Origin of the sequence: Halomonas sp. SIMBA_159 (genome assembly GCF_046536035.1) — a bacterium.
Taxonomy (GTDB): Bacteria; Pseudomonadota; Gammaproteobacteria; order Pseudomonadales; family Halomonadaceae; genus Vreelandella; species Vreelandella venusta_A.
Map to the genome: position 1 here is coordinate 1 of NZ_JAWJBT010000029.1, position 23,461 is coordinate 23,461.

A 23,461-nucleotide genomic window follows, 5' to 3' on the forward strand; every position below is an offset into this window, starting at 1 on the left:
TCGAGAGGGTACCGGCGCTGGCCCTCCTTCCTCTACTGTGTGATCCAAAGTGCTGCGGTTATTCTATGAATCCAGGATCAAAAAAACATTGATGTTAATAAAAACATTGATATTGAAAAAACATTAACAGATACATAACGCGCTTTTAAACCCACCGCCTAATTTAACAAAAAGCAGGCGGTTTATTATTACTCCACAACCTGCAACCAAGCGTCAAAAAGCTAACAAAATCAGCCAGCAGACACATTGTTAGCTAAGGCTATGTTAGTTCGCCACTACAAACTTTATTTTTTGCTATCTGACTTGTTATCAAAGCAAAACCTGATACGATTCAGCGCTATTCAATACCCTACCGTTACACTCAGGTATGTGACTTCATACACTTAGTTTTATTTAACGAGTCTTTCTACCATGACGCCTGTTGCCCTGCTTTTTTTAGCGGTTTCAATGTCGGCGGATGCCTTTGCGGCGTCCATTAGCAAAGGTGCGGAACTGAAAAAGCCCCGCTTCCGGCATGCCATCGGCATTGGCTTAGTGTTTGGCGTTATTGAAGCGATGACGCCAGTACTGGGCTGGGTGGCTGGCAAGGCATCTCAACAGTATGTAGAAGCCTGGGACCACTGGGTCGCGTTTACCCTACTTTCCATCATTGGCCTGCACATGATGCATGAAGGGCTAAAAAAAGAAGAAAAGGTAGAGCACCGCAAACAAACGCTGTGGCTGCTGGTCCTGACGGCCACCGCCACCAGCCTAGACGCCATGGCCGTGGGCGCCAGCCTTGCGTTTATTGATGTGAACATTATCACCACCAGCCTTGCTATTGGCCTCGCTACTACGGTGATGGCTTCCATGGGCACGCTGCTAGGCCACAAGTTTGGCCAATACGTAGGCCACTGGGCTGAGCTTGTCGGTGGCGTTGTATTGATTGGGATTGGTGTAATGGTGGTGGTGGAGCATACCGGAGTTTTATAGGCTTACCGTCATTCGCTAAATTCAATAACGCCAGGGCGGTTAACTATTTAGCGCAATACTGATTAAGCACCGATATAAATACGGGAGGCCAATTGGCCTCCCGTTTATATTAGTTATCTACTAATGTTTCTTGAATCACGTCACCTAAAGATGCAATAGCCGCATTGCGCTCTTCAAACGATGCCTCGGTTTCGGTGATATAAAACACCACGACGGTGGGTGCCTGCTCCGGTGGCCAAATAATCGCGGTAATGGAGCGTGAGCCGTAACCGCCTGCGCCGGTTCTGTCCGCAATTATCCAATCAAACGGCATGGCGGCACGGAACAGGCCATCCGCCACCGCATTGCCCTTCATCCACGCTTCTAACTGCTGGCGAGACTCATCTGATAACACATCTCCAAGCACCAGCTTTTCTAACGTAGCTAGCATGGCGTTGGGCGTGGTAGTGTCGCGCTCATCCCCCGGGGTGGCCTCGTTTAGCTCGGTCTCAAAGCGATCTAACCGGGTAACGGGGTCGTCCATACTCCGCACGAACGCCGTGATGGCTTCCGGCCCGCCTAGCGCTTGCAGCACGAGATTAGCGGCGGTGTTGTCGCTGGTGGTCATGGTGGCATCGCACAATTCAAACAGCGTCATCGGCTGGTGGCCCGCGTACTGCTCGGTGACCGGCGAGTAAGTCACCAGCTCCGATGCTTCAAAACTGACCTCGGTTTCCAGCGCCAGCTGCCCCTCATCCACCTGCTCCAGCAGCGCGCCGCAGGCCAGGGTTTTAAAGGTGCTGGACATGGCAAAGCGCTCATCCGCATTCACTCCCCAGCGCTGGCCCGTGGCTAAATTGTGGGCGGCAAAGCCAATGCGCGCCTCCAGGGTTTGCTCAATGCGCTCAAGCTCAGCGGTCATGCGATCCTCCTGCGCCATCGCATAAGATGAAGTGAGCAACAGGCACGCCGACAGTGCAGCACGCATCCAGCGTGATTGGCGGTGGTTCATTATGTGCATTCCTAAGCAGTGAGGGAGAACGATGGTGTTGAGTTTAGCAGGCAATCCATCGAAGATTAGCTGCATACTTACCGCTGAATCTCGGTCACCACATCCGTCTTAACGGAGTTAGCGATAAAGCACTTTTCATGGGCAGCATGATGAATCTGCTCAAGCGTTTCCATTGAGGGTGGCTCTCCTGCAAACACCGCCTTTGGCCGCAGCGTGACTTGGGTCATGGCGATCTTCCCATCGCTGCCCTGCTCCATTACACCCACCGCGTTATCCACGTAGCTTTCCACTACCAAGCCCTGCTGCGCGGCAATGGCAAGGAAAAACAGCATATGGCAACTGGAAAGCGAGGCCACAAACGCTTCTTCCGGGTCGACGTTGGCTTCGACCGAATAAGGCAACGGCACTACGTGGGGTGATGACGACGCAGGCACACGAACGCCGCCATCAAACACCCACTCGTGGCCACGGCTATAGCGCTGATCTAGAAAGGCTTCATCGGCCCCACGGGCCCACTGAATGGAAGCGGTATACTCGGCCATTTGGGTTCCTCTGGTTCATTGAAAGCTGCCACTAGGGTCGGCATGGGTAGCTTCTGGCATGATCTCAGAATTGTGCTCATTGATCTTCTCTCGTTCACCAACTTCAAAGCGGATCGTCTACGATTGGGGCATGAACGGCGATGGCCTTGGGCAGTCAGAACCGCATCGCAGAAGGAAATGACACTAGGAGAGTGAGATATGCAGACGATTGAGCTAGGCGGCGTCAGCGTACCCCGTATCGGCCAGGGCACCTGGCACATGGGTGAGGATGCCGGGCAGCGGCAGGCTGAAATCAGGGCGCTGCGTGAAGGTATAGATCTGGGCATGACGCTGATCGATACCGCCGAGATGTATGCCGAGGGCGGCGCTGAAGAGATCGTGGGCGAAGCCATTCACGGGCGGCGCGATGAGGTGTATCTGGTTAGCAAGGTTTACCCGCACAACGCCAGCACCCAAGGCGTTCAAGCCGCCTGCGAGCGCAGCCTGCGCCGATTGGGCACCGATACAATTGATCTCTACCTGCTGCACTGGCGCGGCCAGTACCCGCTGAGCGAAACCGTAGAAGCGTTTGAGAGGCTACGCGAGCAGGACAAGATACTGCGTTGGGGCGTGTCGAACTTCGACGTTGACGACCTAGAAGAGCTAAACGCGCCCGCGTGCGCCACCAATCAGGTGCTCTACAACCCCGAAGCCCGGGGCATCGAGTACGACCTGCTGCCCTGGCAAGCACAACACCACATGCCGCTCATGGCCTACTGCCCGATCGGGCAAGGCGGCGCGCTACTTCGTGACGCTACTCTGCAACGCATCGCCGACAAACACAGCGCCACCCCCGCACAAGTCGCGCTTGCCTGGGCACTGCGCTACCCCGGCGTGATCGCGATTCCTAAAGCTGTGAACCTGGACCACCTGAAACAGAACGCTGATGCGGATAAGGTCAGGCTCGATGACGAGGATCTGGCAGAGATTGATGCCGCCTATCCGCCGCCAACGCGTAAGCAGAGTTTGCAAATGGTGTGAGGAGGAGCCACTAACGGCCTAAAACATCAGGCCCCAACGGCCCAGGGCAGGAGCGCCTTAATTGCGATAACGCTGGTTGGAGTTCTAAGGTAGTCGCTGCACACGGTCAGTGAATTCGACGATGTGATCCACCAACAGTGGGGCTACAGGCAGCGATGCGTCTGAGTACGAAGCGCTTTGCTGCGCCGGATTGGTCGAAACCATCTTGAGCACGTGGTTCATTCCCTCCACGAGCAACAGTTCTGCATCTGGACGCACTTGCTTGAGCGCCTCCGCTTCGCTCGGACTGACCTGTACGTCCGTGGTGCCGTGGACGACCAGCACCGGGCCAGGGGCATGCTGGATCTCCTTGGTTGGCACGTACCGGAACCAAGAGATCAGGTACGGCTGCACGCTCGAACGGAACAATGACGCCAACGCTGGCGGCACGCCCTCTGTCGTGCGACCTTGCGCCAGCTCGGAGAGCATGCGCTCACTATCCTGCCACAGCTCTTCCGGAAGCTGCGGGCGCAACTGATCACGGATAATCTCTGGCGCGGAACGTGCCGGTGCAGCAACCGAAATGAAGGCATCCGCACGCGCTTGCTTTGCGGCGAGCATACCGATCAGTGCCCCCTCACTGTGCCCGAGCAGGGTGATCGAGCCAAAGCGAGAATCCGTTCGAAGCTGACGAACCCATGCGGCGGCATCCTCTACGTAGGTGTCGAAGCGAAGATCGCTCTCCGTGGGTGCAGCGGCTGCACTGGCCGCCACTCCCCGCTTGTCGTAGCGGACCGAGGCGATTCCCCGCACAGCAAGTGCCTCGGCAAGCAGCTTCAGGCTGTCGTTTGCCCCCGGCAAGAGAGCACTGTTGCCATTGCGATCCGTGGGACCGGAACCGGCATGCAGCAACACAAGCGGATGCGGGCCGGTAGAAGACGGCAGGAGCAGAGAGCCATAAAGAGTACCGGTGGCAGTTTCCAGATGAACATCCGATTCGGTGGGCTGCGCCGGGGCATGCGGCTCGCTCGCCGAGCCAGATGCCGAGAACAGGATCAAGAAACCAAAAGCAATGCGCAATATCACGAGAACACAACCCTCAATGTGATGGGCCTAACGCCAAAGCCCAACCGTGACGTTGACGTAGCGAAGCGGAGAAAAAGGCATCCGAGTGGCGCCTGGTTAGCTGTTCTCAAGCATGTAAGCACGAAGCTGCCGCTCCTCTCGCATGACATAAAGGACGAGAACCCGTTTCTTATCCTCACGATAAAAAATACAGCACGGTGGAACCACTACCTCACTGTATACCGAATTTGGGAGTTCTGGAGGCATCCGTCCAGGTTGGGGAACATCTTCCAAACGCTCGGTCTTGTCAAAAACTTCAAGAACCAGATGACTTGCAGCAACAGGGTTATCCAGAGCAATGTACTCAGCGATGGCATCCAGTTCTTGAAGCGCAGGCTCCGTCCAGATTACTTCAGCCATTTACTCATTTTTTCCCTGGCCTCACTTTGGCTGTACGTTCTTCCTTCAAGTACAGCACGCTCTCCCCGTAAAAGCCCTTCAAGCAACTCAAGACGACGTTGCATGAACTCGTAATCCTGAACATCGACAAGGTATGCGGATGGCTGACCATGCTCGGTGATCAGTACTGGCTCTTTAGACAGGCGCAGGTCAGCCAGGATTTTTGTGGCTTGGTGCTTAAGGTTGGTAACAAGCTCAACTTTCATGGGCTTATCCTGAATCAGACCGATAGTATTACTTTTCGAGAGTGGCAATAGCTGCTAACGCCGCGAACAGCTGCGGCTTTGTAGTGGATTGTTTTGCGGTAGCGTAGCGTTAAACCGTAAAACAAGGAGCGGAAAAGCCGTCAGACTGGTTTGCATTGTTAGGCTTCTTTATCTTCATCAGCAGTGAAGTGTACAATTTCTTCTGCTTTTAAACCGTCATCATCTTTATTTAATAAAATCTTTCTAACATCAATTAGAATTTCTTTCATGCTTACCTTATCATCACCAGATAAGTGATTTGATAGTTTTCTAGCAGGATTTTCGGGCAACCAAAGCATTAACTCCCACGCTTGTTGATTTAGATTAGTTGCACGTTCACGACTTAGTGATGTATCACCATTCCTAGCTTCTGCTAGAAGCTTAGAAACTTTGGCTGCCTGCTCTCTAACCTTTTGATCATATTTAAAATATTCAAGCTTTTTGTCATATTCATACTTAATTGAGCTTTCTAATCGTGACTTTATCCACAACCCAATTAAAAACTGCAGCACTGCTACTATGATGGCGAAAAGTGCGAAGTTTTCCCAACCTAAAATAACAGCCATTTCTTTAATTGAATCTTTCATATGACCTCGAATTGATTTGCCTAACGCCGCCAACACGGGCCGAGCGATAGCGAGGTCCAGCCCGCGCTTTTTGCGGGCGATGTGCTTGGCCTTGTTAATGGTTTACTCACTATGAACCACGACCATTTCGCCATCACTGTTTCTTTGCATGATTGTTCTCCCGATGTAGCACTGTGCTATTGGAGATAGTAATTCGATCAAATCAGCGATTTTTAGCATATATAGTTCCTTCTTCTTGCTGCGATCCGAGTTGAACAGAATCCCTTCGATATTATTTTTTGACTTGAAAGCGAATAAAAACGTATAGCTATGTATCATTTGATTGACAACATATGAGAACGGTTTTGTTATTTCTTGTGGCTGCTCAACTTCGTATAAATCGTCTACTCGATGCCAATTTAGCAGATCTACAGTTTTCCCTTTATTTTTATAGGAATACAACTTCACTTGGCATTCGAAAACCTCCTTTGTAATCTTATTAGCTTCTGCCAGCTTCCTAACGATATAGCAAGACAGCATTACTCTTTTCTCTAAAGCAGCAAAGGAAGCTTCCCTCCAAGTCGTCTGATACAGCTTGTTGTGTAAGAATTCGACATTCTTCTGCAGGTCATTTTTCCAGTATTGTGATTCAGAGATCATTGCTTTTTACCATTAACAGTGATTATACGCCCTGCCATGAAACCTCAATGAACGTGACATCACAATGACTGAGGTTTCATAGCCACCAAATTGAATCTACCTTATTGATTCTACAGCGTGCAAAGAGAATTTTGGCGATGTAGCCAAAATTCGCGGGCTTACGCGTTTTGCACTCCTCAATAATTCTGTTTTTATGAACAGCACTATTGAGGCACTCTCCTATGAAACTGATGGAACGCGTCAAGGCAACCATGAGGGTCAAACGCTATAGCTTGCGCACCGAGAAAACCTATTGCTACTGGATTAGCTTTTACATTAGGTTCAATAACTTACTATACCCCGCCACTCTAACAGATCATGAAGTACGGCAATTTTTAGAGTATCTGGCAATCGAAAGACACGTGGCAGCGGCTGCATAGAAGCAGGCACTTTATATCGTCATGTTTCGGGCTCTTATCGATTTCGCAACAGGCCATTGCCAACCATTCAGCCCCCCTCTTGCATCTCCCCCACCCGCCTTCTACACTCCACCCACGAACAGCTTGACGGGGTGCCGGTGATATCCGGCTGAGATGGCGCAGGGTGAGCTTTTGGCTACCGAGCGCTGGTCCCGCTGAACCTGATCCGGCTAATGCGCTGCTTTGAACGTGGCGCGGGTACCGGCGTAGGGATCAAGCGATGGCCGCGGCGCTCCTTTACGCCACTCTTCCGTGCCATTCCCTCGATCTTTCTCGCCTGCCCTCCGGATCATTACTACCGGAGGCATCATGGGCTACCGCTTTACCGATCTCACCACCGCTTGCCAGCAAGATTGGCGTGCTTATATCGAGCACGATTTCGTGCGCCAGCTGGGCACCGCCACGCTGCCTGAGGCGTCGTTTCGCCACTACCTGAAGCAGGATTACCTGTTCTTGATTCACTTCGCCCGCGCCTACGCGCTGGCCGCCTACAAAAGCCCCACCCTAGCGGATTTGCGCCAGGCCCACGAAGGCCTGAAAGCCATTGTGGATGTGGAGCTGGGCCTGCACGTGGGCTTTTGTCAGGAGTGGGGCATCAGCGAGCAGGATCTTGCCGAACTCCCCGAAGCCCGCGCCACGCTGGCTTACACCCGCTATGTATTAGATACCGGCAACCGGGGCGACCTGCTGGATTTACACGTGGCGCTGGCCCCGTGCCTCGTAGGCTACGGCGAAATCGCCAACTGGCTGAACGCGCAGCCTTCTACCCTTCGCGGTGAGCAGAACCCTTTTGATGCTTGGATTGCCATGTACGAAGGCGAGGAGTTCCAGGCCGCCATGCAGGCAGAGCTTGCGTGGCTGGATGCCCGCCTGGCGGATGTTACCCCTGCCCGTTTTGCTGAGCTGAGCAAGATCTTCCGCGATGCCACCCGCCTGGAAATCGACTTCTGGCAGATGGGTTTAGACCTTTCTGAATAATCACCAACAACAAGGAAACCGTCATGACCAAGACCGTTAAAAGCAGAACCGCGCACTTTTTAGCCGAAACCGCCCAGGTAGATGCCGCCGCCGTGGCGCCGCTGCCCGGCTCGCGCAAGGTGTACGTGGAAGGCTCGCGGCCAGATATTCGCGTGCCGTTTCGGGAAATCACCCTCTCGCCCACCAAAACCAGCGGCGTGGATGAACAGAACCCGCCGCTTTTGGTGTACGACACCTCCGGCCCCTACACCGACCCCAACGCCCGCATCGATTTGCGCCGGGGCTTGCCAGAGCTGCGCCGGGCCTGGATAGAAGAGCGCAACGACACCGAGTTTTTGGATGGCCCGACCTCGGAATACGGCAACCGCCGCGCCAACGACCCCACCCTTGCCCAACTGCGTTTTGATTTAACCCGCACCCCGCGCCGGGCAAAAGCGGGTAAAAACGTGACCCAGCTGCACTACGCCCGCCAGGGCATCATCACGCCGGAAATGGAGTTCATCGCCCTGCGGGAAAACCAGCGCCGCCAAGCGTTGGGTACGGAGGAGGTGGAGCGCATTCTGGGCCATCAGCATGTGGGCCAGAGCTTTGGGGCCAGCCTGCCCAAGGAGATCACCCCAGAATTCGTGCGCGATGAGGTGGCCCGTGGGCGGGCGATCATTCCCAACAATATCAACCACCCGGAAAGCGAGCCGATGATTATTGGCCGTAACTTCCTGGTGAAGATCAACGGCAACCTGGGCAACTCGGCGGTCACGTCTTCCATTGAGGAGGAAGTGGACAAGATGACTTGGGGCATCCGCTGGGGCGCGGATACCATCATGGATCTCTCCACCGGCCAGAACATCCATGAAACCCGCGAGTGGATCATCCGCAACTCGCCGGTGCCGATTGGTACGGTGCCGATCTATCAGGCACTGGAGAAGGTCAACGGCATTGCCGAAAACCTCACCTGGGAGATCTTCCGCGATACGCTGATCGAGCAGGCGGAACAGGGGGTGGATTACTTCACCATTCACGCGGGGGTGCTGCTGCGCTTCGTGCCGCTCACTGCCAACCGCGTCACCGGCATCGTCAGCCGTGGCGGTTCCATCATGGCGAAGTGGTGCTTGTATCATCATCAGGAGAGCTTCCTGTACACCCACTTCGAGGAGATCTGCGAGATCTGCAAGCAGTACGATGTGGCGTTCTCGCTGGGCGACGGCCTGCGCCCCGGCTCCATTGCCGATGCCAACGACGAAGCGCAGTTCGCTGAACTCGAAACCCTGGGTGAACTGACGAAGATTGCTTGGAAGCACGATGTGCAGGTGATGATCGAAGGCCCCGGCCACGTGCCCATGCACCTGGTGAAAGAGAACATGGACAAGCAGCTGGAGTGCTGCGATGAAGCGCCCTTCTATACCCTAGGGCCGCTGGTGACGGATATCGCCCCCGGCTACGACCACATCACCTCTGGCATTGGGGCGGCGATGATTGGCTGGTTTGGCTGCGCCATGCTCTGCTACGTGACGCCGAAAGAGCACCTGGGCCTGCCCAATAAAGATGACGTCAAAACCGGCATCATCACCTACAAGATTGCCGCCCACGCAGCGGATTTGGCCAAGGGCCACCCGGCATCGCAGCGGCGCGATAACGCGCTATCGAAAGCGCGCTTCGAGTTCCGCTGGGAAGACCAGTTCAACCTGGGCCTAGACCCCGACACCGCGCGGGAGTATCACGATGAAACCCTGCCGAAGGACTCTGCCAAAGTGGCGCATTTCTGCTCCATGTGCGGGCCGAAGTTCTGCTCTATGAAGATCAGCCAGGAAGTGCGCGACACTTACCGCGACCGCGCCCCGGAAAACGCCAGCGAAAGCGACGCCGAAGCCGTGAAGCGAGGCATGCAGGAGCAGGCGGAGAAGTTCCGCCGGGAAGGTAGCAAGGCCCGCTACCGGTGGCGTTTAGCCAGCGCTAAGCGCCACTTTTAGCACGCCATCGCGCTGGTGGGAGAAGAGGTCGTAGGCGTCGACAATATCCTCCAGTGCGTAGCGGTGCGTGACCAGCGGGCCTAAGTCAATGCGTCCAGAGGAAATCATGCTCATCAACCTGCGCATGCGCTCTTTGCCGCCAGGGCACAGCGAGGTAATGATTTTATGATCGCCCAGCCCAGCACAAAACGCGCCCAGCGGAAGGGTGAGGTCTTCGGAGTAGACACCCAGGCTTGAGAGCGTGCCACCTGGTTTGAGAACCCGCAGCGCGGCCTCAAAAGTCTGCTGTAGGCCCAGCGCTTCAATAGCGACGTCTACCCCACGCCCACCGGTGAGTTTCAGCACCTCTTCCACCACATCGACCTTGCGGAAATCCAGCGTCACATCCGCGCCCATCTGCTTGGCCATGTGCAGGCGCTCATCGACACCGTCTACCGCGATAATCATGCCCGCCCCACGCAGCCGTGCGCCTGCGGTGGCGCATAGGCCAATCGGCCCTTGGGCAAACACCACCACCGTATCGCCTATTTTAATGCCTGCGGATTCCGCACCGGCAAACCCCGTCGACATAATGTCTGGACACATCAGTACCTGTTCATCGGTCAGGCCATCGGGTACGGGCGAAAGATTCGCTTGGGCATCGGGCACCAGCAGATACTCCGCCTGGGCACCATCGATGGTATTCCCAAAGCGCCAGCCACCCATCGGCTTATAGCCGTGGCCGTGGTGGCCACCATCTTGGGAACAGCAGTCATCTTGGCAGGCGTAGGAAGTGAAGCTTGGGCAAATCGCTCCGGCAATCACCCGCTGGCCTTCTTGGTAGCCTTTGATGTTGGCGCCGAGTTTTTCAATCACACCCACGGGCTCGTGGCCGATGGTTAAACCGCGCTCTACCGGGTATTCGCCTTTTAAGATGTGAACATCGGTGCCGCAGATGGTGGTGGTAGTGATACGCATGAGCGCATCGTTAGGGCCAATCTCAGGGATAGGTTTGTCGTCGATTTCGATGCGGCCCGGTTCAACGAAAATCGCCGCTTTCATCATGGTCGGCATGGGGCACGTCCTCAGTGAAGGGAGTCATGACACATGGCTATTAAGCGTGAAATAGCGGCCTCCAATAGTGCGCTGGGTCACATAAGGTGCAAAAAACAACAACCGGAGCCTGGGGCTCCGGTTGTGGGGGGTGGGCAATTAACATTACTTTTTCTTCTTGGCGCTCTCCTTGGCATCGCCCTTGCCTTTTTGCAGTTCGCCTTTTGCTTGCTGGGCTTTACCTTTGGCTTCGGTTTTGCTGCTACCGGTGGCCTTGCCTGCTGCTTCTTTTACTTTACCGGCGGCTTTGTTGGCCGCACCTTTCGCTTTATCTTCTTTGCCACTTGCCATGACGAACACCTCTAATCCGTTAGTAGGGAAATGGCCGCTCGCCCAATCAGTCGTTACTTCAACGGCGGCTCATAATCAGCGTAGCTGTTTGTTAAAAAGTTGCCTCAACTTCTTTCGGGCAAGCGCGTGGGCTCCCAGCGGTTCAGAAGATAATGCAAACAGATCATTACCGACAGCGTGCCGATCAGCGCCACGCTCATGGAAGAGAAGCGGTAAAGCGCGCTGTAGACTAGGTCTTGCTGCGGCCCTAACGACTGACCAAACAAAATCCCCATCGTGGTCAGCCCACCAAACCCAATGCCTGAGCCCCCCCCTTCCAAGATATGCTCCCTGGCAAACAGCATAAGTCCCAGCCAATAGAGCAGGATCACCAGCAAAAAATGGTGGCTCTGGGTGTAGAGCGCCAGCTGCATCACCAGTGCGAGATTACAGCCCAGCAGCGTACCTACCGCACGCTTTGCTGCCGATGCCTGAGCGCCGAAATAGCCCAGCGTGAACAGAATCAAGATGGTGGCCATTTGCGCCGAGAGCGAATCGCGTAGGTCAAATACCTGAAACACCACAAATGAAAGCGTGGCGGTGATGCCGCCAATCAGCGTTTCATGACGGATTTGCGCCGCCGTTTTACTGCCTCTTGGCGGCGGCTGGCGTGGCTCCACATCGGGAAACAGGGTGTACATCAGCATGGCGATAAACACCGCCAACATGCTGGCCATCAGATTACTGGCCAGCAGATCGCTTAAATCCACCCCCGGATAGCTGGCAAAGTGCAGCAGAATACTGAGCGTCAGCACCCCGTTGGCACCAAACAGAAACAGCGGTCCTTTGGCCATCACGTTAAAACGCAGCAAAAACAGACCCAGCACCACCAGCGTCATCACCACGGGCATATGTTTTAACAGCCCAACGACCAGGCTCACCTCCAGCACGTTGAGGCTCACGTTGGAGAGAAACTGACGAATGATCGAGCCATTTAACACCGGCACCAAGCCCAACAAAAACATCGGGAAGACGGTAAAGAATACGCCGTAGTTCCATCCCATCAGTTGGCTGATGATAAACCCCAACGTGCCACCACCCGCCACCCGCAGGCACTGGCGCAGCCCGTTCTGGCTAAGCGCCGAGGGATTGGGTGCCGAACGAGGGGCGGGTGTCGCCGAGCGTGACTTTGAAGTAGCCAACGATCGCGCCAACCGTCTAATAAACATAGTGCAGCCAGCTAATGAGATGCGCCTGCAGCCAAGCAAACGGCTTGGCTAGGGCGTGCTCGCCGGGCACTAGTTGCACCGTGGCCCGCGCACCGCTGGGCGGGAGTTCTTCAAGCGGTTCATCCAGCACGACATGAATTCGCACCCGCTGGGCGTCGCGCACCCAGCGGTCAGAGGTAGGAATGTCCACCAGTTGCCCGTCGGCAGCCTGCTGCCCTTCTCGCACACCGGCATCGAACGCGCTCACGTGGCCTGCAAAAATACGCCCCGGCAGCGCATCGAAGACGATCTTTGCGTCATCACCAGGTGCCACGTGGCGCAGGCTTTTTTCGCGAAAATCAGCCACCACGTCGACATCGCTGGCCACCAGCGCCACGGCAGGCTGCCCTGCCTGCACGTAATCCCCCGGCTGAAGCTGAAGGTTCGTCACTTCCCCCGCTTCCCGCGCTCTAACCGTGGTACGCGCGATATCCAACTCGGCCTTCTCCAGCGCATTGTTAGCCTGGCGCAGCCGTAGGTTGGCATCGCCCTCTTCGCCTAGCTGTACTTCCAAACTATCGATTTGCGCACGAGCGGATGCCACGGCAGCTCGGGCCGTATGCTCGGCAGCCACTTGTTGTTCATACTGCTGGCGGGAGATGCCCTGCCGGCCCAAAAGCGCCTCGGCGCGGCGGCGCTCACCGCTGCGCTCGTCAAACGTGGCCTGAGCTGATGCCAGCGAGGCCTGCGCCGCCGCCAGTTCGGCGGTTAGCCGAGCGTTCTCCTGCTCGGCTTGTTCGCGATTCAACTCCGCCTGCTGCTGGGCAAGCTCGAACGGTGCCGGGTCCAGCCGAAACAGCACATCACCCGCTTCTACCCGCTGGTGGTCACGCACCACCACGTCTTTCACCGGCGCACTAAGCTCCGGTGCAATTCGCGTCACGGGCCGCATCGCCCGAGCCTCCGGGGTCATGGGCATAAAGCTATCGGCTAGCAAGAAATAAACAAACAGCACCACAAACGCCGCTAGGGCTATTTTCACCCAGAGGGTAAATCGTTGATCAGGGGTCATTAGCGTTACTCGTTCACTGTTCCCAAACGGTCATGGCCCTTGGGTCGCGTTAGACGGAATACTTTAGTCTAACAAAATTATTAGCACGCTAACAATAATCTCTTGTTTGACGATAAAAAACCCCGCTGCCGAGTCTTTGCTCAGTCAGCGGGGTATGTCTTAGCCGGTTGGTATGGCTACTCGCTTAGAAGCGGTAGCGCAAGCCAATGCTGTAAGCGTCTAGGTCATAATCTGCTTGGCTCAGGTAGCGAGTGAAATCTGCGCTAATCGCCAGGGTGTCGGTGACATCAACTTCTGCGCCTGCACCGAAGGAAACATCGTCATCACGGCCGCTCTCGTTCAAACCGAAACCGCTTGCTGTCAATTTAACTTCCGAGTACCCCAAGAGGCCAAACAGACGTGCATTATTGCCCAGCGGCACAATGCCTTTCAAAAAGCCGCCCACAAGGTAGTCCAGCTCAATGTCTAAACCATAAATATCGTCTGAGCCGCCAGTTGCCCCATGGAACTCAACGGCCAGGTACTCATCCAGCTTCATGCCTGCCACCAAACGCAGGCCTACTGAGTCGAAGCTCTCATCCACACCATCAAAATCTAACGTCCATGCCATTGCGTCTGCGCCTACGTACCCCTCGGGGTAGCCCTCATCGAAGGACTGCGCATGGGCGGCTGCGCTCACGAACAGAGTAGAGGCCATCGCAAGCGCTTTGACTGATGTTTTCATGTTATTCCCTTGGTTTTAATACTTTTAGCGTCGTGTAAACAGCGGCGATACATTAACTAAAATTAATCGTCGTTGCAAAAAAACCCCACTGCCGAGTCTTTGCTCAGTCAGCGGGGTCGTATTCCCTTGAAGCAGCGCTTGCGCGCTAAAACATCAGAAGCGGTAGCGAAGGCCTACGCTGGCCGCATCGAAATCGTAGGCGGATTCGTCCAGGTAGCGCATGTAATCGGCCCCAACGGAGACGTTCTGCGCAATGTCCATTTCGGCACCCGCACCGTAAGAGAGGCCGCTTTCGCGATTATTGCTGATCTCGACTTCAGAGAAACCGGCAAGGCCGTAGAGACGGAAGTTGGGCGCCACGGGGATGATGCCTTTGGCATATGCGCCTGCTAGGTGGTCTAGGTCAGCGCCGCGATCCGAGCCGCCGGTGCCTAGGTGGCCTTCAAGGGCAAAGTAGTCGTTGAACTGAGCGCCGCCGCGCAGGCGCAGGCCGACGTCGTCACGGGAGTTGCCACGCTCAGGGTTGAGGCTCCAAAACATGGCATCGCCACCCACGTATCCTTGTGGGTATTGGAAGGACTCTTGGGCTTGGGCGGATGCCGCGAACGACCCTGCACCCACCAGAAGTGCTGCAGAAGTCAGTGATAAGACGGTCATCTTCATGGGGGTCACCTCAGTTAAAAAACAGTGTTTCCTTACGCTTTTGCAGTATTGCCCAAGCCCATGAATAACGCAATTGACCCTCTCATGCTTGCATCGAGTTTCCTTTTTTCTTGCGCTGTTGATGACGTTTTCTAGCGCCCTTTCGACAGGCTGAGAACGACGATGCCCCCGACCACCACGGCGCCGCCCAATAGCTGGCTGGGGCTAAGCATTTGGCCAAGCACGAGATAGGCGATTAGCAGCGACGCCACCGGCTCGAAATTCATGACCGGGGCGTTGCGGGCCATATCCAACCGAGGCACGAAAATAAACAGAATCGAGAACCCGCTGCCGTACAGCAGCGCCAAAAGCGTTAGCCCAATCCAGCCGGTGCTGTTGTCCGGCAGGCTCATACCACCCGGCACGGCCCCCAGAAACCCACCAATGATCATGGCGATAAACACGGTTTGCATGGTCAGCAGGCTGCGCAGCGTGCTGCCTACCCCGGCCAAACGATGCTCGGTCACCCACAGCGCACAGGCAAACGCGAACGCGGCAAATAACCCAAAGCCAATGCCTGCCAGCCACTCCGGCCCCATCGCATCGGCGTTGGCCACCCAACTGGGGATATCCAGCACCACCAACAGGCCAATCAGAATGGTGCCCATAATTAAGCAGCTGCGCAGCGATGGCCGAGGGCCGCCCAGCGCCCAACTGATCAGCGCCAGTTGAATGGGAAATGTATTCACTAGCAGCAGCGCAATCACCACCGGCAAACGCGCCACGGCGGAGTAAAGGCTGACACTTTGCAGGGTAATAAGAAGCCCCACCGCGAGCTGCCAGCGCCACGCCTCGGCAGGTAGCCAAAGTCGCTTTTTCTGAAGAATCACCAAAGAGAGCAGAATCAAGCAAGCCACGCCTGAACGCATCAACACCGCCAAGAGCAGCCCCGTGCCGTTATCAAACGCCAACCGGGCTGAGACGTGGTTCGCAGCGAACATCGTCGCCACCGTCATCATCAGTAGAATGGCAAGATGACGGGGTAACAGGTTGGGGCTAGAAATTGAGGACATAGGAACAAAAGGGCTCACGATGGGTTATATAAGGAACAGGATGCCGACATTTTACATAGAAGGCTAACTAAATTCTTCGCTGATTTTCCGCGTCGCAGCATGTTAAACTAAAGTCTATCCCCTTACCTCCTAACTACTTTACAAAGGTTGTTATGAACGCACCGGTGCTGGTTATTAACTGTGGCTCTTCTTCTATTAAATACGCTTTGATCGATGCTGACCCGCAGGCACCACGCTTAGCCGGGCTAGCGGAGCGCTTAGGCAGCAGCGACGCCCGCTTGAAAGGTAAAAACAGCGCCGGTGAAAGTTTTACCCAGCCGCTACCCAATGCTGACCATGCTGAAGCCCTGAACGCGATTTTGCAGCGCTTGGAAGGCCGCGTGCCGGGTGCCGTGGGCCACCGGATTGTTCATGGCGGCGAGCACTTCACCCAGGCGGCACTCATTGATGACAGCGTCATCGAGGCCATCGAAACCACGGCGGCTTTAGCACCGCTGCATAACCCCGCTAACTTGGCGGGCATTGCCGCTACCCGCAAGGTGTTTCCAGAACTGCCCCAAGTAGCCGTATTCGATACCGCCTTCCACCAAACGCTGCCGCCCCGCGCCTACCGCTACGCATTGCCGGAAGCGCTTTACACCGAGCACGGCATTCGCCGCTACGGTTTCCACGGTACCAGCCACGCCTTTGTGAGCCAGCGCGCCGGCGAGCTGAGCAGCCGTGGCGCGGGCGGCTGGCTGACCGCTCACCTGGGCAACGGCTGCTCTACCGCGGCGGTGTGGAACAACCAGAGCCTGGATACCAGCATGGGCCTTACCCCGCTGGAAGGCTTGGTGATGGGCACCCGCAGCGGTGACGTGGACCCTGGCCTGCATGCCCACCTGCACCGCCAGCTATGCTGGTCGGTGGATGAGATCGACAACGTGCTCAACAAGCAGAGCGGCCTGCTGGGGCTTTCCGGCTTGACCAACGACATGCGCGAAGTAGAAGACCAAGCGATGGCTGGGCACCCGGGTGCTAAGTTGGCGCTGGACGTGTTCTGCTACCGCATCGCCAAGTCGCTGGCCGCCCTGTCATGTGCATTACCTAAGTTAGATGGCGTGATCTTTACTGGCGGTATCGGTGAAAACTCGCCTATCGTACGTCGTGAAGTGCTGGCCCTGCTGCCCCACTTTGGTTTCAGCTTAGATGAAGCGGCCAACGAAGCCACCATTCGTGGCAAAGAAGGCAAGCTGGATAGCGCTGGTCATCAAGGCCCGGAAGTGTGGGTAATCCCCACCGATGAAGAGGGCCGCATTGCCATGGAAACCCGCCACTGCGTGGAGACCCCTGAATGAACAGCTCCCCCGAGCAACCCCAAGCCATTCTGTTGGTACCCACCAGCGTCGGTGCTGGCCTTACGTCCGCTTGCCTTGGTTTGATTCAAGCGCTCGACACCATCGGCTTGAAAGCCGGTTTTTTAAAGCCGTTCATGCAGAACGAGCTTAACGGCCCCGGCCTTGACCGTTCCACGGCGCTGGTATCGCGCACATTGAGCCAGCGCCCGCCCTCGCCCATTTCCCAGGCGCGTTTAGAGCGGCTGCTGCGCGACGACCAAACCGACGAGCTGATGGAAAACGTCATCGAGCTCTACGAGCAGGTGGTGCAGCAGGCCTACCGAGACGGCAGCGCGCTGGATCTTATCGTGGTGGAAGGCGTGGTGCCGACCCAGCACACCACCTACGCGACTCAAACCAACGCGCAGCTCGCTCATGCGCTGAACGCACGGATCATTCTGGTGGGCACCGGGGATCTCAACGAACCCCAGGCGCTGGCAGAAGAGCTGGATATGCACGCCCGCAGTTTTGGCGGCGTTAGCTCTACCCGCACCTTGGGCGGCATTCTGATGCGCATGAAGAACCTGCCCTACGGCCAGGAAGATGACCTTTCTGCCGCGCCGGGCACCATCAAGCCGCAGTTGGAAGAGCCAGTGCTCAACGAGCTGCGCCGCTACTCCCCAGCGCTGGCCACCGACCGCTTCCACCTGATTGGCGTAGTGCCTTACAGCAAAACCCTGAGCGCCCCGCGCACGCTAGACGTGGCTCGGGCGCTGAATGCCAAGATGCTCAACGAAGGCGAAGCCGCCAGCCGTCGCGTGCTCTCTACCAGCCTGTGCGCCCGAAGTGCGGCCAACGCGCTGCATATCTTCACCCCGGGCAGTTTGGTGGTAGCCTCCGGCGACCGTGACGATGTGGTGCTGGCCTCCGCGCTGGCCACCATGAACGGCACCCAGCTGGCGGGCGTGCTGCTCACCAACGGCTTCTTGCCCAACGAGGGCATGATTGAGATGTGCCGCCCGGCGCTGAAAACCGGCCTGCCGGTACTGGCGGTAGAAACCGACAGCCTGACCACGGCGCAGAACCTGAGCCAGCTCAGCACTGAAATCCCCATGGATGACTTCGAGCGCGCTGAGCAGGTGGCACGCTACGTGGCTGCCCACATGGATTTAGAGTGGCTGAAAGCCAAGCTGAGCCGCGGCTACACCCGCCGCCTTTCACCCTCGGCGTTCCGCCACCAGCTTGTTAAGCTCGCTCAACAGGCCAAAAAGCGCATCGTGCTGCCGGAAGGCGACGAGCCGCGCACCATCGAAGCGGCGATCATCTGCCAGCGCCGTGGCATTGCCGACTGCGTGCTGTTAGGCAAACGGGAAGATATCGAGAGCGTTGCTCATCACCGTGGCCTCACGCTGCCCGATGCGCTGACCATCATCGACCCGGAAAGCACCCGCGCCAGCTACATTGGCCCGATGGTGGAGCGTCGTCGCGGCAAGCTCAACGAGCTGACCGCCGAAGCACAGCTTCAGGATAACGTGGTGCTGGGCACCATGATGCTGCAGCTCGATGAAGTGGATGGCCTGGTGTCCGGCGCGGTGCACACCACCGCCAACACCGTTCGCCCGGCTTTTCAGCTGATCAAAACGGCCCCTGAGTACAATCAGGTGTCGTCGATCTTCTTTATGCTGCTGCCGGAACAGGTGGTGGTGTACGGCGACTGTGCGGTGAACCCAGACCCGGACGCCGAAACCCTGGCAGAGATCGCCCTACAGAGCGCCCGCTCTGCCGAGGCGTTTGGTATCGAGCCGCGCGTGGCGATGATCAGCTACTCCACCGGCGACTCCGGCACCGGTGCGGATGTGGACAAAGTGCGCGAAGCCACCCGCATCGCCAAAGAGCGCGCGCCGCACCTGGCCATCGACGGCCCGCTGCAGTACGACGCCGCCGCCATCGAGAGCGTGGGCAAGCAAAAAGCCCCCGACTCCCCCGTGGCAGGCAAGGCCACCGTGTTCGTATTCCCCGACCTCAACACCGGCAACACCACCTACAAAGCGGTTCAGCGCAGCGCCCGCGTGGTGAGCGTTGGCCCGATGCTACAGGGTCTGAACAAGCCGGTGAACGACCTCTCCCGTGGCGCGCTGGTGGACGACATTGTCTATACCATCGCTCTCACCGCTATTCAGGCCAGTCAGCGGGAAGCCTAGGCACTCGTTGAGTTCTATACGCGCTAAAAGCAACGCCCCGAACAGTGAACTGTTCGGGGCGTTTTAGGTTTTGCGTCAGGTTGAATCGTTGGGATGTATCACGCCCACATGGGCACCATCGCTTCCAGCACCATCACTAAGCTCATCGCAGTAATGGTCAGAATCGACACGCCGAACACCTTCTTCGCCCAGCGCACGTCGTCATCTAATCGGTAGCCGCATAGCGCCAGATAAAGCCAGTAGCCGCCCATGGTGAGCGCTACACACAGATAGCCTGCGCCTGCTTGGCTGGCCAGTACCAGCGCCAGTGACGCAGGAATAAACGCCACGATATAGCCCAGAATATGGTGCTTGGCCCGCTTAATGCCGTGCACCACCGGCAGTACCGGGATTGAGGCGCGACGGTAATCCGCATAGCGGAAAATCGCAATGGCGTAGGAGTGCGGCATCTGCCACAGGCAGAAAATCACTAGCAGCATAAAGGCACCGCTGTCGAACTGCCCCGTGACCGCGCAGTAGCCCACTACCGGCGGCATCGCGCCGGAAAGGCTGCCTACCAGCGTGCCGTACTCAGAGTGGCGCTTCATATAGAGGCTATACACCCCCACATACACACCCCAACCGATTACCGCCAGCGCCACCGTTAAGCCGTTGGTGCCCAGCGCCAAACAGACCACGCCTGCCACCCCCAACAGCGCTGAAATGCCCAGCGCCTGGGTGATTGAGATGCGCCCCTTGGCCAGCGGGCGATGGCGCGTACGCGCCATCAGTGCATCAATATCCCGGTCAATCACGTTGTTGCAGGCGCAGCCCGAGGCAATCACCAGGGCAATGCCCATCATCACCGAGGCAAAGGTGACCCAATCGAAGGTGCCATGAGCGGCTAAAAAGTAGCCGCCCAGGGTCGCAATCAGGTTGCCACCAATAATCCCCGGCTTGGTAAGCGCTAGCAGATCGCGCCAGCGGCTTGGTGCCACGTTCAGCCGATCATCATGTTGAGATGCAGATGCTGCATGATCCATAACGAGCCCCCTACCACCAGGACGAGTATCGTCAGTGTGAAAACGAAGGACATAACGTTCCAGCCCTCGTCGGCTTTGGTATTCATATGCATAAACATGACCAGCTGAACCAAAATCTGCAGCACGGCTGTTACAGCGATGACCACCACCGTCGTGGCGGTGCTGAACGCACCGCCCATAACGACCGCGAACGGAATCACGGTTAGCACTAAAGATAGCAGAAGCCCAGTAACATACGATTTAACGCTTCCGTGGGAAGTCGTTGAATGTTCGGCTGAAGGTGATGATGTATGGCTCATGTCACAGTACCCCCATCAGGTAAACGAACGAGAACACGCAGATCCACACGATATCCAGGAAGTGCCAGAACAGGCTAAGGCACAGAATACGCGGGCGTGTCATGGGCGTAATGCCTTTGGTTGAGAGCTGCACCAACATGACCAGGATCCACACTAAACCCACGGTGACGTGCAGGCCGTGAGTCCCCACCAGGGTAAAGAACGACGAGAGAAACGCGCTCTGATCAGGGCCGTAGCCCTGATGAATCAGATGCTGAAACTCGTACACTTCCATACCCACGAAGGCCGCACCCAGCAGGAAGGTGATTCCCAGCCATGCTTTTACTTGGCCTAGGCGCTCGGCGTTCATCGCCAGCACGCCCATACCAAAGGTGAAACTACTGAACAGCAGCAGGAAGGTTTCCACCAGCACAAAGGGCAGCTCAAAAATATCTGCCGCCGTAGGCCCGGCGGCCGTGCCTTTCATCAGCACGGCGTAGGTGGCAAATAGCGACCCAAAAATCACCAAGTCACTCATCAAATACACCCAGAAACCAAACAGTTTGGTGCCCGTGGTGTCGTGGTGCTCATGGGGCTCAGACGTTGCGCCGTGGTGTAAAGTATCGGTGGCCATTATGCTCGTGCCTCCACATAGTTGGTCTGTTCACGATCAGACGCTGCGCTGCTCGGCGCAGAGGTTTTGCGCTTCTCGTGTTCACGCTCGATGCGCGCCACTTCGGCGGCGGGCACGTAGTAGTCGATATCTTCGTTGAATACACGGGCGATGAAACTGACGACAACGCCCAATGCGCCAAAGGCTGCCAGCCACCAGATATGCCACACCAGCGCAAAGCCCAGAATCAGCGCGAATAAGCTAATCACCGGACCCGCCACCGTATTACGAGGCATATGGATATCGGTGTAGGGCGAGTCATCCAACTGCTCGTTGCTCCGCTGCTTTTGCGACCAGAAGCTGTCGATGTCACCGACTTCCGGCAGGCGAGCAAAGTTGTAGAACGGCGCAGGCGACGAGGTCGACCACTCCAGCGTGCGGCCATCCCAAGGGTCGCCGGTCAGGTCGGCATTCAGCTTACGGTCACGGATGCTGACCCAGAACTGAATAATGGTGCAGGCAATCCCCATCATGATGATCACGGCACCTACCCAAGCCAGAATCATCCAGGGTTGCCACTCAGGATTCGCGTAGGACTGCATACGGCGCACGGCACCGAAGAAGCTCAGCACGTAGAGCGGCATGAACGCGACGTAGAAGCCGATGAACCAGCACCAGAAGGAGCGCTTGCCCCACTTCTCGCTCAGCGTGAAGCCGAACGCTTTGGGGAACCAGTAGGTCAAGCCCGCCATCATGCCGAATACCACGCCGCCAATAATCACGTTGTGGAAGTGGGCTATTACGAACAAGCTGTTGTGCAGCACGAAGTTAGCTGCCGGTAGCGCCAACATCACGCCGGTCATACCGCCTAGAGTAAAGGTGATGATGAAGCCCAGAGTCCACAGCACCGGCGAGGTCAGCTCTAGGCTGCCGCGGAAGATAGTGAACAGCCAGTTGAACACCTTCACCCCGGTGGGGATGGCAATGATCATCGTCATAATGCCGAAGAAGGCATTCACATTGGCCCCTGCACCCATGGTGAAGAAGTGGTGCAGCCACACGATAAACGACAGCAGCGTGATCGCCACCGTGGCCCAGACCATGGTTTTGTAACCAAACAGACGCTTGCGGGCGAAGGTGGCGATGACTTCAGAGAACACGCCAAAGGCCGGCAGAATCAAAATGTACACTTCCGGGTGACCCCATGCCCAAATGAGGTTGACGTACATCATCATGTTGCCGCCAAAGTCATTGGTAAAGAAGTGCATACCGAAGTAGCGGTCAAGGGTTAGCAGCGCGATGGTCGCGGTCAGAATCGGGAACGAGGCAATAATCAGGACGTTGGCGCACAGCGACGTCCAGGTAAAAATCGGCATGCGGAACAGGGTCATGCCTTTGGTGCGCATTTTCAGAATGGTAACGAAGAAATTAATGCCGGTGAGCGTGGTACCTATCCCGGATATTTGCAGTGCCCATATCCAGTAATCGACCCCCACCCCAGGGCTAAACTCTATCCCCGATAAAGGCGCATAAGCGAGCCAGCCGGTTTTGGCGAACTCCCCTACCACGAGGGAAATATTGACCAAAATAGCCGAGACAGCGAATAGCCAGAAACTCAGGTTATTCAAAAACGGGAAAGCGACATCGCGGGCGCCGATTTGCAGGGGCACCACCAAGTTCATCAGGCCGATGACCATGGGCATCGCAACGAAGAAGATCATGATCACGCCGTGGGCGGTAAAGATCTGATCGTAGTGTTCAGGAGGGAGATAACCTGCGGCCCCACCGGCCGCCATGGCCAACTGGGTACGCATCATAATCGCATCGGCAAAGCCGCGAAGCAGCATTACCAAGGCCACCACAAAGTACATAATGCCGAGCTTTTTGTGGTCAACGGAGGTAAACCACTCATTCCACAGCCAGCCCCACTTACGATAGTACGTCAATGCGCCCAGTAGCGCGGCACCCCCAATCGCCATAACGGCAGCAACGACCATAATGATCGGTTCATGATACGGAATTGCTTCTAACGTGAGTTTTCCAAACAT

General features: G+C 56.4%; 25 protein-coding genes and 1 riboswitch. Of the genes, 7 read left to right on the plus strand and 18 right to left on the minus strand.

Annotation, left to right across the window (positions count from 1 at the left end):
- Positions 1–411 precede the first annotated feature (411 nt).
- Positions 412–972: a manganese efflux pump MntP gene (locus R0J87_RS16540; RefSeq protein WP_404465515.1), complete on the plus strand. Its 561-nt coding sequence runs from the start codon at positions 412–414 to the stop codon at positions 970–972.
- A gap of 109 nt (positions 973–1,081) precedes the next feature.
- Here the strand turns inward: R0J87_RS16540 and bla are convergent, their stop codons facing one another.
- Together bla and R0J87_RS16550 are read right to left on the minus strand one after the other, a co-directional pair.
- Positions 1,082–1,972, minus strand: coding sequence for a class A beta-lactamase (gene bla, locus R0J87_RS16545; protein ID WP_498887599.1), 891 nt, complete (start codon positions 1,970–1,972; stop codon positions 1,082–1,084).
- A gap of 68 nt (positions 1,973–2,040) precedes the next feature.
- Positions 2,041–2,505, minus strand: coding sequence for an OsmC family protein (locus tag R0J87_RS16550; protein ID WP_498887551.1), 465 nt, complete (start codon positions 2,503–2,505; stop codon positions 2,041–2,043).
- 198 nt (positions 2,506–2,703) lie between these two features.
- On the opposite strand from R0J87_RS16550, the gene R0J87_RS16555 reads away from it, so the two are divergent.
- Positions 2,704–3,525 carry an aldo/keto reductase gene (locus R0J87_RS16555; protein ID WP_498887552.1) on the plus strand — a complete coding sequence of 274 codons (822 nt, stop codon included), beginning with the start codon at positions 2,704–2,706 and terminating at the stop codon, positions 3,523–3,525.
- Between the two features lie 84 nt (positions 3,526–3,609).
- Here the strand turns inward: R0J87_RS16555 and R0J87_RS16560 are convergent, their stop codons facing one another.
- From R0J87_RS16560 to R0J87_RS16580, 5 genes are all read right to left on the minus strand, one after another.
- A complete protein-coding gene (locus R0J87_RS16560; RefSeq protein ID WP_498887554.1) occupies positions 3,610–4,590 on the minus strand; it encodes an alpha/beta hydrolase in 981 nt (326 codons plus the stop codon).
- Between the two features lie 96 nt (positions 4,591–4,686).
- Positions 4,687–4,989 carry a type II toxin-antitoxin system RelE/ParE family toxin gene (locus R0J87_RS16565; protein ID WP_498887556.1) on the minus strand — a complete coding sequence of 101 codons (303 nt, stop codon included), beginning with the start codon at positions 4,987–4,989 and terminating at the stop codon, positions 4,687–4,689.
- Positions 4,977–5,234, minus strand: a complete 258-nt coding sequence (locus R0J87_RS16570; protein WP_498887558.1) for a type II toxin-antitoxin system Phd/YefM family antitoxin — start codon at positions 5,232–5,234, stop codon at positions 4,977–4,979. The genes R0J87_RS16565 and R0J87_RS16570 overlap by 13 nt, the downstream gene beginning before the upstream one ends.
- A 158-nt stretch (positions 5,235–5,392) precedes the next feature.
- Positions 5,393–5,860, minus strand: coding sequence for a hypothetical protein (locus R0J87_RS16575; protein WP_498887559.1), 468 nt, complete (start codon positions 5,858–5,860; stop codon positions 5,393–5,395).
- 102 nt (positions 5,861–5,962) lie between these two features.
- Entirely contained in the window at positions 5,963–6,499 is a 537-nt protein-coding gene (locus R0J87_RS16580; RefSeq protein ID WP_498887560.1) for a hypothetical protein, read from the minus strand.
- Between the two features lie 230 nt (positions 6,500–6,729).
- Between R0J87_RS16580 and R0J87_RS16585 the strand changes: the two genes are divergently transcribed.
- The 3 genes from R0J87_RS16585 (at position 6,730) to thiC (ending at position 9,902) form a co-directional block, all read left to right on the plus strand.
- A complete protein-coding gene (locus R0J87_RS16585; protein ID WP_498887601.1) occupies positions 6,730–6,918 on the plus strand; it encodes a phage integrase N-terminal SAM-like domain-containing protein in 189 nt (62 codons plus the stop codon).
- A 117-nt stretch (positions 6,919–7,035) separates the two neighbouring features.
- Positions 7,036–7,187, plus strand: a riboswitch (TPP riboswitch).
- A 79-nt stretch (positions 7,188–7,266) separates the two neighbouring features.
- Complete coding sequence (tenA, locus tag R0J87_RS16590) at positions 7,267–7,935, plus strand: thiaminase II (protein ID WP_498887562.1); 669 nt, start codon at positions 7,267–7,269, stop codon at positions 7,933–7,935.
- A gap of 23 nt (positions 7,936–7,958) precedes the next feature.
- Positions 7,959–9,902 (plus strand): phosphomethylpyrimidine synthase ThiC, encoded by a 1,944-nt coding sequence (gene thiC / locus R0J87_RS16595; protein WP_498887564.1) that lies wholly within the window; start codon positions 7,959–7,961, stop codon positions 9,900–9,902.
- Here the strand turns inward: thiC and R0J87_RS16600 are convergent.
- From R0J87_RS16600 to R0J87_RS16630, 7 genes are all read right to left on the minus strand, one after another.
- Entirely contained in the window at positions 9,876–10,955 is a 1,080-nt protein-coding gene (locus R0J87_RS16600) for an NAD(P)-dependent alcohol dehydrogenase (protein ID WP_498887565.1), read from the minus strand. The two genes, thiC and R0J87_RS16600, sit on opposite strands and share 27 nt — an antisense overlap.
- A gap of 144 nt (positions 10,956–11,099) precedes the next feature.
- A complete protein-coding gene (locus R0J87_RS16605) occupies positions 11,100–11,285 on the minus strand; it encodes a CsbD family protein (RefSeq protein ID WP_311063077.1) in 186 nt (61 codons plus the stop codon).
- Positions 11,286–11,389: 104 nt separating this feature from the next.
- Positions 11,390–12,493, minus strand: a complete 1,104-nt coding sequence (locus tag R0J87_RS16610) for a DUF2955 domain-containing protein (protein ID WP_498887566.1) — start codon at positions 12,491–12,493, stop codon at positions 11,390–11,392.
- A complete protein-coding gene (locus tag R0J87_RS16615; RefSeq protein ID WP_498887567.1) occupies positions 12,483–13,544 on the minus strand; it encodes an HlyD family secretion protein in 1,062 nt (353 codons plus the stop codon). The genes R0J87_RS16610 and R0J87_RS16615 overlap by 11 nt, the downstream gene beginning before the upstream one ends.
- 184 nt (positions 13,545–13,728) lie before the next feature.
- Complete coding sequence (locus R0J87_RS16620) at positions 13,729–14,268, minus strand: porin family protein (protein WP_498887569.1); 540 nt, start codon at positions 14,266–14,268, stop codon at positions 13,729–13,731.
- A gap of 153 nt (positions 14,269–14,421) precedes the next feature.
- A complete protein-coding gene (locus R0J87_RS16625) occupies positions 14,422–14,931 on the minus strand; it encodes a porin family protein (protein ID WP_404345038.1) in 510 nt (169 codons plus the stop codon).
- A gap of 131 nt (positions 14,932–15,062) precedes the next feature.
- Entirely contained in the window at positions 15,063–15,983 is a 921-nt protein-coding gene (locus R0J87_RS16630) for an EamA family transporter (protein ID WP_498887570.1), read from the minus strand.
- Between the two features lie 152 nt (positions 15,984–16,135).
- Here R0J87_RS16630 and R0J87_RS16635 point away from each other — a divergent pair, with 152 nt between their 5' ends.
- Together R0J87_RS16635 and pta are read left to right on the plus strand one after the other, a co-directional pair.
- Positions 16,136–17,320, plus strand: coding sequence for an acetate/propionate family kinase (locus R0J87_RS16635; protein WP_498887572.1), 1,185 nt, complete (start codon positions 16,136–16,138; stop codon positions 17,318–17,320).
- Positions 17,317–19,500 carry a phosphate acetyltransferase gene (gene pta / locus R0J87_RS16640; protein WP_498887574.1) on the plus strand — a complete coding sequence of 728 codons (2,184 nt, stop codon included), beginning with the start codon at positions 17,317–17,319 and terminating at the stop codon, positions 19,498–19,500. The genes R0J87_RS16635 and pta overlap by 4 nt, the downstream gene beginning before the upstream one ends.
- Before the next feature lie 98 nt (positions 19,501–19,598).
- Here the strand turns inward: pta and cyoE are convergent, their stop codons facing one another.
- The 4 genes from cyoE to cyoB are packed head-to-tail and all read right to left on the minus strand — an operon-like array spanning position 19,599 to position 23,461.
- Positions 19,599–20,522: a heme o synthase gene (gene cyoE, locus R0J87_RS16645; RefSeq protein ID WP_404465484.1), complete on the minus strand. Its 924-nt coding sequence runs from the start codon at positions 20,520–20,522 to the stop codon at positions 19,599–19,601.
- Positions 20,480–20,821: a cytochrome o ubiquinol oxidase subunit IV gene (gene cyoD, locus R0J87_RS16650; protein ID WP_498887576.1), complete on the minus strand. Its 342-nt coding sequence runs from the start codon at positions 20,819–20,821 to the stop codon at positions 20,480–20,482. Before cyoD ends, cyoE begins: the two co-directional genes overlap by 43 nt.
- 1 nt (position 20,822) lies before the next feature.
- Positions 20,823–21,434 carry a cytochrome o ubiquinol oxidase subunit III gene (gene cyoC, locus R0J87_RS16655; protein ID WP_404345033.1) on the minus strand — a complete coding sequence of 204 codons (612 nt, stop codon included), beginning with the start codon at positions 21,432–21,434 and terminating at the stop codon, positions 20,823–20,825.
- Positions 21,434–23,461, minus strand: a complete 2,028-nt coding sequence (gene cyoB / locus R0J87_RS16660) for a cytochrome o ubiquinol oxidase subunit I (RefSeq protein ID WP_498887578.1) — start codon at positions 23,459–23,461, stop codon at positions 21,434–21,436. The genes cyoC and cyoB overlap by 1 nt, the downstream gene beginning before the upstream one ends.

Bases quoted from the DNA above. Each gene is read 5' to 3' on its own strand.
- R0J87_RS16540 (WP_404465515.1), top strand. From the start codon at position 412: ATGACGCCTGTTGCCCTGCTTTTTTTAGCGGTTTCAATGTCGGCGGAT.
- bla (WP_498887599.1), bottom strand. From the start codon at position 1,972: ATGCACATAATGAACCACCGCCAATCACGCTGGATGCGTGCTGCACTG.
- R0J87_RS16550 (WP_498887551.1), bottom strand. From the start codon at position 2,505: ATGGCCGAGTATACCGCTTCCATTCAGTGGGCCCGTGGGGCCGATGAA.
- R0J87_RS16555 (WP_498887552.1), top strand. From the start codon at position 2,704: ATGCAGACGATTGAGCTAGGCGGCGTCAGCGTACCCCGTATCGGCCAG.
- R0J87_RS16565 (WP_498887556.1), bottom strand. From the start codon at position 4,989: ATGGCTGAAGTAATCTGGACGGAGCCTGCGCTTCAAGAACTGGATGCC.
- R0J87_RS16570 (WP_498887558.1), bottom strand. From the start codon at position 5,234: ATGAAAGTTGAGCTTGTTACCAACCTTAAGCACCAAGCCACAAAAATC.
- R0J87_RS16575 (WP_498887559.1), bottom strand. From the start codon at position 5,860: ATGAAAGATTCAATTAAAGAAATGGCTGTTATTTTAGGTTGGGAAAAC.
- R0J87_RS16580 (WP_498887560.1), bottom strand. From the start codon at position 6,499: ATGATCTCTGAATCACAATACTGGAAAAATGACCTGCAGAAGAATGTC.
- R0J87_RS16585 (WP_498887601.1), top strand. From the start codon at position 6,730: ATGGAACGCGTCAAGGCAACCATGAGGGTCAAACGCTATAGCTTGCGC.
- tenA (WP_498887562.1), top strand. From the start codon at position 7,267: ATGGGCTACCGCTTTACCGATCTCACCACCGCTTGCCAGCAAGATTGG.
- thiC (WP_498887564.1), top strand. From the start codon at position 7,959: ATGACCAAGACCGTTAAAAGCAGAACCGCGCACTTTTTAGCCGAAACC.
- R0J87_RS16600 (WP_498887565.1), bottom strand. From the start codon at position 10,955: ATGCCGACCATGATGAAAGCGGCGATTTTCGTTGAACCGGGCCGCATC.
- R0J87_RS16605 (WP_311063077.1), bottom strand. From the start codon at position 11,285: ATGGCAAGTGGCAAAGAAGATAAAGCGAAAGGTGCGGCCAACAAAGCC.
- R0J87_RS16610 (WP_498887566.1), bottom strand. From the start codon at position 12,493: ATGTTTATTAGACGGTTGGCGCGATCGTTGGCTACTTCAAAGTCACGC.
- R0J87_RS16615 (WP_498887567.1), bottom strand. From the start codon at position 13,544: ATGACCCCTGATCAACGATTTACCCTCTGGGTGAAAATAGCCCTAGCG.
- R0J87_RS16620 (WP_498887569.1), bottom strand. From the start codon at position 14,268: ATGAAAACATCAGTCAAAGCGCTTGCGATGGCCTCTACTCTGTTCGTG.
- R0J87_RS16625 (WP_404345038.1), bottom strand. From the start codon at position 14,931: ATGAAGATGACCGTCTTATCACTGACTTCTGCAGCACTTCTGGTGGGT.
- R0J87_RS16630 (WP_498887570.1), bottom strand. From the start codon at position 15,983: ATGTCCTCAATTTCTAGCCCCAACCTGTTACCCCGTCATCTTGCCATT.
- R0J87_RS16635 (WP_498887572.1), top strand. From the start codon at position 16,136: ATGAACGCACCGGTGCTGGTTATTAACTGTGGCTCTTCTTCTATTAAA.
- pta (WP_498887574.1), top strand. From the start codon at position 17,317: ATGAACAGCTCCCCCGAGCAACCCCAAGCCATTCTGTTGGTACCCACC.
- cyoE (WP_404465484.1), bottom strand. From the start codon at position 20,522: ATGGATCATGCAGCATCTGCATCTCAACATGATGATCGGCTGAACGTG.
- cyoD (WP_498887576.1), bottom strand. From the start codon at position 20,821: ATGAGCCATACATCATCACCTTCAGCCGAACATTCAACGACTTCCCAC.
- cyoC (WP_404345033.1), bottom strand. From the start codon at position 21,434: ATGGCCACCGATACTTTACACCACGGCGCAACGTCTGAGCCCCATGAG.
- cyoB (WP_498887578.1), bottom strand. From the start codon at position 23,461: ATGTTTGGAAAACTCACGTTAGAAGCAATTCCGTATCATGAACCGATC.